The organism is Microbacterium sp. oral taxon 186 str. F0373, assembly GCF_000411455.1.
GTDB lineage: Bacteria > Actinomycetota > Actinomycetes > Actinomycetales > Microbacteriaceae > Microbacterium.
Genome location: NZ_KE150458.1, coordinates 675,870 through 688,983, shown reverse-complemented (window position 1 = coordinate 688,983; position 13,114 = coordinate 675,870). Strand labels below are relative to the sequence as shown.

Here is a 13,114-nt window from a genome sequence, read left to right as displayed (position 1 = left end):
CGAGAGCGGGCCCGGATGACGCCGGCGGTCAGGCGTCGATGGCCTCACGGTCGAGTCGGTCGCTGGAGGTGACGATGAAGTCGCGTCGCGGTGCCACATCGCTCCCCATGAGCAGCTCGAACACTCCCGAGACCGCCTCGGCATCCTGAACGCGTACGCGCCGCAGCAGTCGCCCCGCACGGTCCATCGTGGTCTCGGCGAGCTGATCGGCATCCATTTCGCCGAGTCCCTTGTAGCGCTGCACCGGCTCCTGCCAGCGCCGTCCCGACTTCTGCACCTTCGCGAGGAGAGTGTGCAGCTCCTGCTCCGAGTACGTGTAGATCGTCTCGTTCGGCTTCGAGCCCGGATTGACCACGATGACGCGGTGCAGCGGCGGCACGGCAGCGTATACGCGGCCAGCTTCGATGAGAGGGCGCATGTAGCGGAAGAACAGCGTCAGCAGAAGCGTGCGGATGTGCGCGCCGTCAACGTCGGCGTCGCTCATCAGGATGATCTTGCCGTAGCGCGCCGCATCGAGGTCGAAGCTTCGACCGGAGCCGGCCCCAATCGTCTGAATGATCGCCGCGCATTCCGCGTTCGAGAGCATGTCGCTGATCGACGCTTTCTGGACATTGAGGATCTTGCCGCGAATGGGCAGCAGCGCCTGATACTCGCTGTTGCGCGCGAGCTTCGCCGTGCCGAGGGCCGAGTCACCCTCGACGATGAACAACTCCGACTGCTCGACATCCGAGGTTCGACAGTCGGCGAGCTTCGCCGGCAACGACGACGACTCGAGGGCGTTCTTACGACGCTGGGTCTCCTTGTGCGTGCGAGCCGAGATGCGCGCCTTCATCTCGGACACGACCTTGTCGAGCAGCAGCGCTGTCTGCGCCTTGTCGTCGCGCTTGCTCGACGAGAATCGCTCGGCGAGCTCCTTGGCGACCACATTCGCGACGATGGCGCGAACCGCGGGCGTGCCCAGGATCTCCTTCGTCTGGCCCTCGAACTGGGGTTCGGGCAGTCGGACAGTGAGAACAGCCGTCAGGCCGGCAGTGATGTCGTCCTTCTCGAGCTTCTCCCCCGCGCCGACCTTGAGGCGTCGAGCGTTCTGCTCGACCTGGCCGCGGACGACCTTCATCAGCCCCTGCTCGAAGCCGGTCTGATGGGTTCCGCCCTTCGGCGTCGAGATGATGTTCACGAACGAGCGCGTGACTGTTTCGTAGCCTGTCCCCCAACGCAGCGCGATGTCGACCTCGCACTCGCGTTCGACCTCCGTCGGCACCATCGCTCCACCGGCCTGCAGCACGGGGACGGTTTCGGTGAATGTGCCGACTCCGGTCAGACGCCAGGTGTCCGTGATCGCGGCATCCGGTGCGAGGAAGTCCGCGAACTCGGAGATGCCTCCGTCGTATCGATGAGACGTCTCGACGGGCTCCTCGCCGCGCTGATCGACGATCGCGATCTCGAGGCCGGGGATGAGGAAGGCCGTCTGGCGCGCCCGCTGCTCCAGCTCTTCCGCATGGAACGTCGCGTCCTTGGTGAAGATCTGACGGTCGGCCCAGTAGCGGATGCGCGTCCCGGTGACGCCTTTGGGCGCCGTGCCGATGACACGCAACTGCGAGGCCTTCTCGAACGGGGTGAACGGCGACTCCGGCCCCGGGCCTGCGAACAGGCCGGGCTCTCCGCGACGGAACGACATCGCATAGGTCTTGCCGCCCCGGTCGACTTCGACGTCCAGACGCTCGGACAATGCGTTGACGACGGAGGCGCCCACACCGTGCAGACCGCCGGATGCCGCGTAGGAGCCGCCGCCGAACTTGCCGCCGGCGTGCAGCTTGGTGAACACGACCTCCACGCCGCTGAGCCCGGTTCGCGGCTCGATGTCGACAGGGATGCCGCGTGCGCGGTCGCGGACCTCGACGCTGCCGTCGGAGTGCAGGACGATGTCGATTCGTGAGCCGTAGCCGGCGAGGGCTTCGTCGACCGAGTTGTCGATGATCTCCCACACGCAGTGCATGAGCCCGCGGGAGTCGGTCGAGCCGATATACATGCCGGGACGCTTGCGGACAGCCTCCAGGCCCTCAAGCACCTGGAGGTGGTGGGCGGAATACTCGGCGGTCACAATCCTCAAGCGTATCCAGCCCCACGGACACCCGCGCCACGACACACAGAAGCACCTCCTACCGCGGGCGATGGCGACGGAGGCGGGGTACGCGCACAGCGAAATGTGACCGGATCGCGGCATTGCTGAGCTCGCGGCGTGGTTGTATGTCATGACACCGCACCGCATCTCATGTACCGAGGAGGAACCGAAATGAGCATGTCGACCACCGCTGAGCCTGACGTCCTCGAGTACCGACTGACCGCGACGGACCGTTGCGACTCGTGCGGAGCCCAGGCCTACATCGCGGCCGAAGTCAACGGCAGCGAACTGCTGTTCTGCGCGCACCACGGACGCAAGTACGAAGAGAAGCTGCGCGCAATCGCGACGTCGTGGCACGACGAGACGGCTCGTCTGGCCGACGCGCGCTGAGCCCTCACACGTAGACTGGCGGAGTTCCCCTTTTCCGTCCGTCCCCGGAAGGACTCTGTCATGGCGCCTCGAGGCCTTCCTCTCCTGCACCGTTTCGAAGTGCTCTTCGAGCGTGCCCGCGGGCTCGATCTCGCATCGGTGCGTGAGAGGGCGCGTTTCACTGCGCGCGTGCACGGGAAGAGCTATCCGCTGGTGTTCGTCGACATGCTCTGGTCGGCGGCGCGCCATCGCGTCGGATTCAACGACTACATGGAGTTCGATTTCGCCATCCTGACGCGCGCCGAGCGGGCCACATGGGTGACCAGTCCCCTGGCACTGGAGCTCTCGAACCGCTACGACGATCCGGCTCAGGTCCATCGCTTCCACAACAAAGTGGACTTCAATCGCGATTTCGATCGTTTCCTGGGCCGAGAGTGGCTCGAGCTCGTCGCCGGCAATGCTGACCAGCTCGCGGCCTTCGCCCAGCGGCATCCCGTGTTCATCGCCAAGGTCCCCGTGAGCAAGTCCGGACTCGGGGTGCGCCGCTACGACGCGAGCGCCGTCGCCGATTGGGAGGCGTTCCACGCTGAGCTGCTGGCGAAGGGCGAGGTCCTGATCGAAGAGCGCATCATGCAGCATCCGGACCTCGAAGCCATCGCTCCCGGCACGGCCAACACGACCCGCGTCACGACCTTCGTCAAGGATGACGGAACGGTCGCGATCATCAACATGGCGCAGAAGTTCGGGCGCGGTCAGGTCAGCGACCAGGCGTCGTTCGGCGGGTTCTACACCGCCCTCCACGAAGACGGGCGCGCCATGGGGATGGGCTACTCGACGTCGGGCGAGCTCTTCGAGACCCACCCGGACACCGGCTTCCGCATCGCCGACTACCGGCTGCCGATGATGGACGAGGTGCGTGCGCTCATCACCGACGTGGCGCTGGTGATCCCCGAGGTGCGCTACGTCGGCTGGGACGTCGTCGTCACTCCGACCGGCCCCGTCCTGGTCGAAGGCAACTGGGGTGCGGGCGTGTTCGAGAACAAGCCGTCCGCGACGGGGATCCGCCACGGGCATCTTCCCCGCTACCGCGCTGCAATGGGATTCTGATCACCGACGAGAAACGCCGGCGCCTCTCACGGAGGTCGCCGGCGTTTCGCACTTTTCAGCGCGGTGTCACGCCGCCCGGATGATGCCGAGGGGGGTGGACTCGCGGCCCTGGCCCAGGGGGTTGTCCGCAAGGATGCGGACGAGCTGACGCTCCCCCGCCTTGTCGAGCGTCGAGCCGAGAATGTTCCCACCGATGTCGTTGATGTCGACGACCGCGACCTGCACGTTCCCGCCGAGCAGCGCCTGAACGCGTGCGGCCACCTCAGCCGGGCGCGTCGGGCCCAGAACGACCGCGCGGTCGTACGGCGGGATGGTCCCGTTGGTCGGACCGTCGATCGCGCGCGCCTTGTCGCCGGCGATGCGGTAGAAGTCGCCGCGGCGTCCGAACGCCTTCGTCACCGCGCTGATCGCCGCAGCGAAGAGGATCCGCGGGGTGCCGCACTCCCGAAGGGCCATCTCCATCGTTTCCGGCATGCCGAGCCCGATACCGTAGGAGGTCTTCGTCACGTACTTCGACAGGAAGTGCGCCAGGCGGCGTGGGCGGATCTCGTCGAGCGTGTAGGAACGGCCCTGCGTGATCGCGACGATCTTCTCCGTGATGAACAGCAGGTCGCCGTCCGTCACCTGGTCGGCTGCGTACGCGGTGACGACCTCGTCGAGATCGTCACCGGGCATGACGACGCGCGTGCGGATCGGAATCCGTGCGAACGTCGTCCCCTCGATGGTGACGGTGAGGGCCTTGCCGTCGTTGGGAAGCTCCCCGCTCATTCGAGGTAGTCCCGCAGCGACTGCGATCGCGAGGGGTGTCGGAGCTTCGCCATGGTCTTCGACTCGATCTGACGAATGCGCTCGCGCGTGACGCCGAAGGTATCGCCGATCTGGTCGAGCGTCTTGGGCTGTCCATCACCCAGGCCGAAGCGCATGCGGATCACACCCGCCTCGCGCTCGCTCAGCGAGTCCAGCAGCGACTCGAGCTGACGCTGCAGCATGGTGAACCCGACGGCATCCGCCGGGACGACCGCCTCGGTGTCCTCGATGAGGTCACCGAACTCGCTGTCGCCGTCCTCACCCAGGGGGGTGTGCAGCGAGATCGGCTCGCGCCCGTACTTCTGCACCTCGATGACCTTTTCGGGGGTCATGTCGAGTTCGCGACTGAGCTCTTCGGGCGTGGGTTCGCGGCCGAGGTCCTGCAGCATCTGACGCTGCACGCGCGCAAGCTTGTTGATGACCTCGACCATGTGAACGGGGATACGGATCGTGCGAGCCTGGTCGGCCATGGCGCGCGTGATCGCCTGACGGATCCACCAGGTGGCATACGTCGAGAACTTGAAGCCCTTGGTGTAGTCGAACTTCTCGACCGCGCGGATGAGGCCCAGGTTGCCCTCCTGGATCAGGTCCAGGAACTGCATGCCGCGGCCCGTGTAGCGCTTGGCGAGGGAGACGACCAGGCGCAGGTTGGCGCCGAGCAGGTGGCTCTTGGCGCGCTGGCCGTCGCGAGCGACCCACTGGAGGTCCAGCCCGAGCTGGCTCGACTTCTCCGACGCCGACATGTGCGAGAGCTTCTCTTCGGCGAACAGACCCGCCTCGATCCGCATCGCGAGCTCGACCTCTTCGGCCGCGTTCAGCAGCGGGACCTTACCGATCTGCTTCAGGTAGTCCTTGACGGGGTCGGCGGTCGCGCCGGTGATCTGTGTCGAGTAGACGGGAACATCGTCCTCGTCGCTCGAGGAAATGACGATGGCGCCCGTGGGGAGCGGCTCGGAGAATGCAGGCTTCGTCGTGCCGTCCTCGTCCTCGTCGTCGTCCTCGCCCTTCTTGCCGGCGGCTCCGGTCGACGCCTCGGCAGCATCATCGCTGGACTCGTCGTCCGCGGCGTCCTCGATGTCGGTGTCATCGAGCTCGACGTCGTCGTCGATCTCTTCGTCGTCGTCCGCGGTCTTCTTCGACGCCTTCTTGGGCGCCGCCTTCGCCTTGGCCGGAGCCTTCGACGTCGCCTTCTTGGCGGCGGTCGTGGTCGTCGCCTGTTCCGTGGCGGACTCCGTGGCTTCCTCCTCCTCGACCTTGCGGGAGCGGGTGGTCTTCGTGCCTGAGGTCACGTCTTGCCTTTCACCGACGCACGCGCCGGGTTTTCGGACAGGAGTAAGACCCTTGTCAAGTCCGCAGTCGCCTCGTCACGAGCCGACCCCGGTTCGACAACGGGTCAGGTTTCCATTGTCGCATACATCATCGGACAGACCGTGCGCAACAGTCCGTCAGGATCCCCACAGCATCCATAACATCGCGGGGACGCTGCGCATTCCGCTCAGCGTCGACCGCGGCGGTCCTCGCCGCGCCAGTCGTCGCCTCGGCGGTCGTCGTCCCGGCGGTGGTCGTCGGTGCGACGGTCAGCGAGGAAGCGCTCCAGTTCCGCAGCGAGCTCGTCTGCGCTGGGCAGATCACCGGGGTGGATGATCGGCTGACCGAGGTTCGATCCAGCCATGTACGCGTCGTAACGCTCTTCCAGAGCGTGCAGCATGGAGGTCAGCTCGGCGTTGCCCTCAACCTGGTCGTCGACCTTCGCGACGTACTCTCGGTTCTCCTCGCGCACATCGTCGACGTTGAAGACGAGGCCACTGGCCACCGAGAGGCTGTCCAGTCCCGCCAGTGCGGCGGCCGGGTAGTCGGTGTCGGCGAGGTAATGGGGCACCAGAAGCACGAATCCTGCGACCGAGGCTCCGCTCTGCGCGAAGCGGTGCTCCAGGAGATGACCGACCGTCGCCGGCACCTGCGTGTGAGGCTGCCACACCGAGTGCGCCTGTGTCAGGTCGGCGCGCGTCCCGCTCACCGTCGTGCCGATCGGGCGCGTGTGCGGTACAGGCATGGGAATGGCGTGCACCCACGTCACCGACGACACCTGCAACCCTTCGGCCAAGCCCACGACCGTCTCGGTGAATGCTTCCCAGGCGAAGTCCGGCTCGTACCCCGCCAGCAGAACGAAGGGCTGACCGAGCGCATCATGCGCGAGCGAGAGCTCCAGGCGCGGCGGGCGGTAGTCGGCGAGATGGTCGGCGTCGAAGGTGATCGTCGGGCGGCGCGCGCGGTAATCCAGGAGCACGTCGGCCGAGAACGTCACGATCGGCGCCGGCTCGAGGTCGTCGCGGAACATCGCCACCATCTGCGAGACGGCGCCCCCGGCATCCGTGAACCCGGTCAGCACGATCACCAGCGGAAGGTCGGCAGGGACCGGTGGGGCCGACGCCACACGCTCGTACAGGGGACCGCTCAAGGGCATGAGTCCACTGTACGAGCCTTCCCCGGGCGCAGGTCCGCGTGCCGCTGACAGCGAACACGCGGGGTGCGGCTCGCCGCCGTCGAGCGTCGCCGACCCCGGAGGACGCAAACCTAGGATGGAGGTCATGGCGTTTCCCGAGCTGTCGTGCACGACCGATCCGCTGCGCGAGACGAAGGCCGATGCCCTCGTGCTCGCCCTCCCTCCCCTCGATCATGATGCGGGTGCTCTCGACCAGTGGCCGGGGCTGGCCTCGGCGTTGAACGCCGTGGGCTTCTCGGGCGCTCTCGGCTCAACGGTGCGCGCCTACGCGCCGGAGGCGACGTCGCTGCCCCTGATCGTCGTGGGCACCGGACCCGCGCCCGACACCGCGGCGCTGCGTGAAGCGGTCGGCGCCGCTCTGAGAACGACGACCGGCTTCGACACCGTGGCCGTCGAAGCCCCGGCAGTCGATGAGGACGGGTGGCGAGCCGTGGCGGAGGGCGCCGCGCTCGGCGCGTACCGCTTCGACGGGTACAAGTCGGTTGCCGCTGCCGCTCGCGCGTCACACGTGGTCATTCGTGGTGAGCGTCCCCCCGCCGCCTCGGCGCTGGCTCGAGCGCAGGCCGTCGGCGCTGCCGCCGCGCTCGTCAAGGATCTCGTCCACACCCCGGCCGAGTGGCTGGGGCCGCAGGATGTCGCGGATGCCGCTCGGGAGGCGCTGGCGGAGCTCCCCGTGGACGTCGTCGTCCTCGATGAGGAGCAGCTCGCCGCTGACGGCTATGGGGGCATCCTCGGCGTGGGGCAGGGGTCGGACCGACCGCCCCGTCTCGTGCGACTCGACTACTCCCCTGCGGATGCCGAGCGCCACGTCGCCATCGTCGGCAAGGGCATCACCTTCGACACCGGTGGGCTCTCGCTCAAGCCGCCCGCGGGAATGGTGGGCATGAAGTACGACATGGCCGGTGCGGCGACGGTTCTGGCCGTGGTCCGTGCGGCCGCGCAGCTGCGTCTGCCGGTGCGCGTGTCGGGATGGCTGTGTCTCGCCGACAACATGCCGTCGGGACGAGCAACGCGTCCCGGAGACGTGCTGCGGATTCTGGGCGGCACCACTGTCGAGGTGCTGAACACCGACGCCGAGGGACGGCTCGTCCTGGCCGACGGTCTCGTCGCGGCCAGCCGCACGCACCCGGACGTGATCGTCGACGTCGCCACGCTCACCGGAGCCATCTCGGTGGCGCTGGGCTCTCGCCACACCGGCGTCATGGGCTCGGAGGAAGCGGTTGCCGAGTACCTGGATGCGGCGGAGTCCGCGGACGAGCTGGCCTGGCCGCTCCCGCTGCCGGCGCATATGGAAGAGGAGCTCGACTCCCCCATCGCCGACCTCGTCAACGCGAAGATCGGCGACCCGACGGGCGGTTCGCTGTTCGCCGGACTCTTCCTCCAGCGGTTCGTCGGGCGTGTCTCCGACGACGCGGACGCGCCTCGCATCCCCTGGGTGCACCTGGACATCGCCGGCAGCGGGAGCACCAAATCCGCGACCGGTGCCACGGACAAGGGCCCCACCGCGGCCACCGTTCGATCCCTGCTCGCATTCGTCGAAGGAGACGCACGATGACCGCACACCACTCCGATCTCGTCGTCCTGGGCGGCGGGTCGGCCGGATACGCAGCGGCGATCCGCGCGGCCGAGCTCGGTCGCTCGGTCACCCTCGTCGAGAAGGACAAGCTCGGCGGCACGTGCCTTCATCGCGGCTGCATCCCGACCAAGGCGATCCTGCATGCGGCAGAGATCGCCGATGCCGTCCGCGACGCGTCGAGCGTCGGCGTGGCGGCGACGTTCGAGGGCATCGACGTGGCGGGGGTCACCGCTTTCCGCGAGGGCATCGTCGCCAAGAAGTTCGCGGGACTCACCGGCCTCATCAAGGCGCGCGGGATCACGGTGGTCACCGGAGAGGGACGGTTGGTCGTCGACGACGACGGTCCCGCCGTCGCGGTCGGCGAGGACACCTATCGCGGTGCCGACGTCCTTCTCGCCACCGGCTCGCACACGCGAACCCTCCCCGGCATCGAGATCGGCGGCCGGGTCCTCTCCAGCGAAGAGGCCCTCGCGCTCGCAGAGGTGCCGGCGTCGGTCATCGTCCTCGGCGGCGGGGTCATCGGCGTCGAGTTCGCGAGCGCGTGGCGATCGATGGGTGCGGAGGTCACGATCGTCGAGGCGCTCGACCACCTCCTGCCCGCGGAGGACATCTCCTCGAGCAAAGCCCTGGAGCGTGCCTTCCGCAAGCGCGGCATCGTCTCTCGACTCGGTTCCCGCTTCGCCTCCGTCTCGCAGACGGATGCCGGGGTCACGATCGTCCTGGCCGACGGCAGCGAGCTGAGCGCGGACTACCTCCTCGTGGCCGTCGGACGCGGTCCGTCGACGGCCGGGATGGGCTTCGATGAGGCGGGGGTGGCTCTCGAGCGCGGCTTCGTGAGCGTGGACGAGCGCCTGCGGACATCGGTCCCGCACGTCTGGGCGGCGGGCGACATCGTCCCCGGCTTGCAACTGGCCCACCGTGGCTTTCAGCAGGGGATCTTCGTGGCCGAGGAGATCGCGGGCCTCGGCCCCGTCATGGTCGCGGAGCACACCATCCCGCGGGTCACGTACTCGCACCCCGAGGTGGCCTCCGTCGGCATCACCGAGGCAGCCGCGCGTGCCGCGCACGGCGACGCGGTCGCCGTCTCTGAGTACAACCTGGCAGGCAACGGCCGTAGCGAGATCATCGGCACGGGCGGCATCGTCAAGATCGTCCGCCTGGTCGACGGGCCCGTGATCGGCGTCCATCTGGTCGGCGATCGCGTCGGCGAGCTCATCAGCGAGGGCCAGCTGGCCGTCGCCTGGGAAGCGCACCCGGAAGACATCGCGCCGTACGTGCACGCGCACCCGACGCAGAGCGAGGCGCTCGGCGAGGCGTTCCTCGCCCTCGCGGGCAAGCCTCTGCACGCCCTCTGAAAGCCCCCACCATTCCTCCCCCGTCCGACACGTCACCGCTTCGGCCCCGTGAGGGTCACTAAGCTAGTTGTCGGACATCGAACTTCTGAAGGAGACACAGTCATGAGCACATCCGTGGTCCTCCCCGCGCTCGGAGAGAGCGTCACCGAGGGAACGGTCACCCGTTGGCTCAAGAAGGTCGGTGACACGATCCAGGCCGACGAAGGGCTGCTCGAGATCTCGACCGACAAGGTCGACACCGAAATCCCCTCTCCCGTCAGCGGCGTGATCGAGGAGATCCTGGTCGCTGAGGACGAGACCGTCGAGGTCGGCGCCGTTCTCGCGAAGATCGGAGACGGCTCGGCTGCCGCACCGTCCGACGATGCGCCCGCCGCGGAGCAGCCCGCCGCTGAGCAGGCTCCGGCCGAAGCGGCTCCCGCCCCCGATCAGGCTCCCGCGGCTCCTGAGGCCAACGCTGCGCCGTCCGGCGATGCGAAGGACGTCGTTCTTCCCGAGCTGGGTGAGAGCGTCACCGAGGGAACGGTGACGCGTTGGCTCAAGCAGGTCGGCGAAGAGGTCGCCGTCGACGAGCCGCTCCTCGAGATCTCGACCGACAAGGTCGACACCGAGATCCCCTCTCCGATCGCCGGCACGCTGCAGGAGATCCTCGTCGCCGAGGATGAGACGGTCGCCGTCGGCGCCGTGCTCGCGCGCATCGGTTCGGGTGCCCCTGCAGCCGCTGCTCCGGCGGCAGTTGCGCCTGCTCCGGCTGCCGAAGCACCGGCCGCTCCGGCTGCCGAAGCGCCGGCCGCTCCTGCTGCCGCTGCCGCTCCTGCTCCCGCTGCGGCGCCTGCACCGGCCGCTGCTCCTGCTCCCGCTGCCGCGCCTGCCGACGACGCGGCGACCTACGTCACTCCCCTCGTGCGCCGACTCGCGCAGCAGCAGGGTGTGGACCTGGCGTCCGTCACCGGGACCGGTGTCGGTGGTCGCATCCGCAAGGAAGACGTGCTCAAGGCAGCCGAGGCTGCCCAGGCCGCTCCTGCAGCCGCGGCTGTCACGCCCGCTCCGGCGGCGGCCGCCCCGCTCGAGGTTTCGCCCTTGCGCGGCACGACCCAGCCGATGTCCCGACTTCGCAAGGTGCTCGCCGAGCGCGCGGTTGCCTCGATGCAGCAGACGGCCCAGCTCACCACGGTCGTGAAGGTGGACGTCACGAAGGTCGCGTCGTACCGCACGGCGGTCCAGAAGGACTTCGTCGCGAAGACGGGCGGCAAGCTGTCGTTCCTGCCGTTCTTCGTCCTCGCTGCCGCCGAGGCGCTGCAGGCGTTCCCGGTGATCAACGCCACGGTGGACGGCACCGACATCGTCTACCCCGCCACCGAGAACATCTCGATCGCGGTCGACACCGAGCGCGGCCTGCTGACCCCCGTTCTCCGTGACGCCGGCGCCAAGACGCTGGCGGGGATCTCGTCCGAGATCGCCGACCTCGCCGCTCGCACGCGCGACAACAAGCTGAAGCCCGACGAGCTCGCCGGCGGCACGTTCACCGTGACCAACACCGGCTCCCGCGGCGCCCTCTTCGACACCCCGGTCGTCTTCCTTCCGCAGTCCGCGATCCTCGGCACCGGCGCGGTCGTGAAGGAGCCCGGTGTGGTCAAGGTCGACGGCGTCGAGGCGATCGCCGTGCGCTCCTACGTCTATCTGGCACTGTCGTACGATCACCGCATCGTCGACGGCGCCGACGCGGCCCGCTTCCTGGGTGCGGTCAAGACCCGCCTGGAGACGGCGGACTTCGAGGCCAACCTGGGAATCTGAGCGCGCGCCCGGCCAACGGGCTCGCATGTCATGGCTGATCCGCGACGTCGTACACGTCGCGGATCAGCCATTTTCCGTCGACCTGCACGAGAACGAGCACCTGGCTGGGCTGCTGTCCGCCGGAGACGCGATAGGCGGCCACGCCGCCGTACTCGTCGAGGAGGGTGACCTCGCGCAGTTCAGCGTCCTCGACGACGACGCTGTCAGGAACGCCGGCGCTCGGGTCCTCCAGAATGTCGGAGCAGTCGGCGACCTGCTCCCGGGCGCATGACGCGAGATCGGCAAGCAGGCGGCGCGCGATGTCGCCTTCGTCGGCGCTGTGCGACGGCGCAGGCGCTGCGGCATCCGACGCGCCGGAGTCGAGGGTCGCCGCCGGGGTGGACACGGCGCCGCTGTCCAGCGACGGTGTGGATGCCGCGGGCGTCGTGGATGAAGCGCTCTCGTCGACCGGCCACGCGAGACCCACGGCGATGATGATCGCGGCCGCGGCAGCGGCCACGAGCAGCGGGGATCGCCGGCGGCGGCGTGGCGCACGATCCTTGTGCGCCCGTGTGGTCGTCGCCGACAGGGCGCGGCGTCCGGCCCGGTCTCGTACCGCCGTCAGCCCGTGCCTGCGCGTCGCGCTCATCGTGCGCCTCAGCGCGGAGCGAACATCGCCCAGGACGTTCAGCGCACGAGCGGCAAGATCGCGCTCGACGAGCGGCGCGACCCAGCTCGACGCATCCGAGGCGAGGTCGTCGCCGGTTCGACCGCGGTGTACGGCCCGACGCGGCGCCGGGATGGCCGCGACCCCCCTGTTCGCGTCGGCGGTCGGCAGAGGAGCCGGTTCAGCGGCGGCGAAGAGCTCATCTTCCGCACGCTCGCGCCGCCCCGGCGTGATGCGACCCTCGCTGATCAGTTCCGCGGCGTCGAGCACCGCCTGCCGCAGACCCGGCGCGGCAGCCTCGGCGAGCTCCTTCAGCAGTGCGACGGAATCGTCCCGCCAGGCCGGTCCGGTCGTAGCGAGGAGTGGACACCCGTCGGCATCCACCCACCAGGAGCCGACGGTGAACCCGCAGCGCTCTGCCTCGGCGGCGCCACGCAGCACACTGACGGCGGCGGTGACGAGCGCTCCCGCCTCCCACACACGCCCGGCGACGAGAGTGATGAGTCGGTGCGGGCAGTGCGGGAGCAGGGCGGCGTGACCGTCCGGAGTGCGCGCCAGGTCGACGGGGGTGAGCACGTGCTCGCCGCCCCGTACCCGCCAGATCTCGCTCGGCAGATCCTGCAGGGGCACCCACACTCTCGGAGGCGTGCCCGCGCGCAGGTCGCCGGGAAACGGGGCGTCGGCGGCGCCCAGCGTCCTCAGCAGCGGCGACGGGGCGAGCACACCGGAATCGATGCTCATATCGTGAGTGTCGCCGCTCGTGGACCGGGCCGGCCGCCGCGCGGGTCAACCTGTGCAGACGCCAAGGGTTCGCCACGCTGGGGAGGAGTTCTCGTCG

General features: G+C 68.7%; 10 protein-coding genes. 5 read left to right on the top strand and 5 right to left on the bottom strand.

The window, feature by feature from the left end:
* Positions 1–28: 28 nt before the first annotated feature.
* Positions 29–2,101 carry a DNA topoisomerase IV subunit B gene (locus HMPREF1529_RS13440; RefSeq protein WP_036283561.1) on the bottom strand — a complete coding sequence of 691 codons (2,073 nt, stop codon included), beginning with the start codon at positions 2,099–2,101 and terminating at the stop codon, positions 29–31.
* A gap of 192 nt (positions 2,102–2,293) precedes the next feature.
* Here HMPREF1529_RS13440 and HMPREF1529_RS13435 point away from each other — a divergent pair, with 192 nt between their 5' ends.
* The gene (locus HMPREF1529_RS13435) at positions 2,294–2,512 is read left to right on the top strand and encodes a DUF7455 domain-containing protein (protein WP_005049478.1); all 219 of its coding nucleotides are present in this window, start codon (positions 2,294–2,296) and stop codon (positions 2,510–2,512) included.
* 60 nt (positions 2,513–2,572) lie between these two features.
* Positions 2,573–3,598, top strand: a complete 1,026-nt coding sequence (locus HMPREF1529_RS13430; RefSeq protein WP_005049477.1) for a sugar-transfer associated ATP-grasp domain-containing protein — start codon at positions 2,573–2,575, stop codon at positions 3,596–3,598.
* A gap of 66 nt (positions 3,599–3,664) precedes the next feature.
* On the opposite strand, the gene HMPREF1529_RS13425 is transcribed toward HMPREF1529_RS13430, so the two are convergent.
* The 3 genes from HMPREF1529_RS13425 to HMPREF1529_RS13415 all read right to left on the bottom strand — a co-directional run bounded on the left by HMPREF1529_RS13425 (position 3,665) and on the right by HMPREF1529_RS13415 (position 6,869).
* Positions 3,665–4,366, bottom strand: coding sequence for a coenzyme F420-0:L-glutamate ligase (locus HMPREF1529_RS13425; protein ID WP_005049476.1), 702 nt, complete (start codon positions 4,364–4,366; stop codon positions 3,665–3,667).
* Positions 4,363–5,694: an RNA polymerase sigma factor gene (locus HMPREF1529_RS13420; protein ID WP_016465207.1), complete on the bottom strand. Its 1,332-nt coding sequence runs from the start codon at positions 5,692–5,694 to the stop codon at positions 4,363–4,365. The genes HMPREF1529_RS13425 and HMPREF1529_RS13420 overlap by 4 nt, the downstream gene beginning before the upstream one ends.
* A 206-nt stretch (positions 5,695–5,900) precedes the next feature.
* A complete protein-coding gene (locus tag HMPREF1529_RS13415) occupies positions 5,901–6,869 on the bottom strand; it encodes a proteasome assembly chaperone family protein (RefSeq protein WP_016465206.1) in 969 nt (322 codons plus the stop codon).
* Positions 6,870–6,993: 124 nt separating this feature from the next.
* Between HMPREF1529_RS13415 and HMPREF1529_RS13410 the strand changes: the two genes are divergently transcribed.
* The 3 genes from HMPREF1529_RS13410 (at position 6,994) to sucB (ending at position 11,630) form a co-directional block, all read left to right on the top strand.
* Entirely contained in the window at positions 6,994–8,463 is a 1,470-nt protein-coding gene (locus HMPREF1529_RS13410; protein WP_016465205.1) for a leucyl aminopeptidase, read from the top strand.
* Positions 8,460–9,839, top strand: a complete 1,380-nt coding sequence (gene lpdA / locus HMPREF1529_RS13405) for a dihydrolipoyl dehydrogenase (RefSeq protein WP_016465204.1) — start codon at positions 8,460–8,462, stop codon at positions 9,837–9,839. The genes HMPREF1529_RS13410 and lpdA overlap by 4 nt, the downstream gene beginning before the upstream one ends.
* A 102-nt stretch (positions 9,840–9,941) precedes the next feature.
* The gene (gene sucB / locus HMPREF1529_RS13400; RefSeq protein ID WP_016465203.1) at positions 9,942–11,630 is read left to right on the top strand and encodes a 2-oxoglutarate dehydrogenase, E2 component, dihydrolipoamide succinyltransferase; all 1,689 of its coding nucleotides are present in this window, start codon (positions 9,942–9,944) and stop codon (positions 11,628–11,630) included.
* A 28-nt stretch (positions 11,631–11,658) separates the two neighbouring features.
* On the opposite strand, the gene HMPREF1529_RS13395 is transcribed toward sucB, so the two are convergent.
* The gene (locus tag HMPREF1529_RS13395) at positions 11,659–13,017 is read right to left on the bottom strand and encodes a hypothetical protein (RefSeq protein WP_016465202.1); all 1,359 of its coding nucleotides are present in this window, start codon (positions 13,015–13,017) and stop codon (positions 11,659–11,661) included.
* Positions 13,018–13,114: the final 97 nt, after the last annotated feature.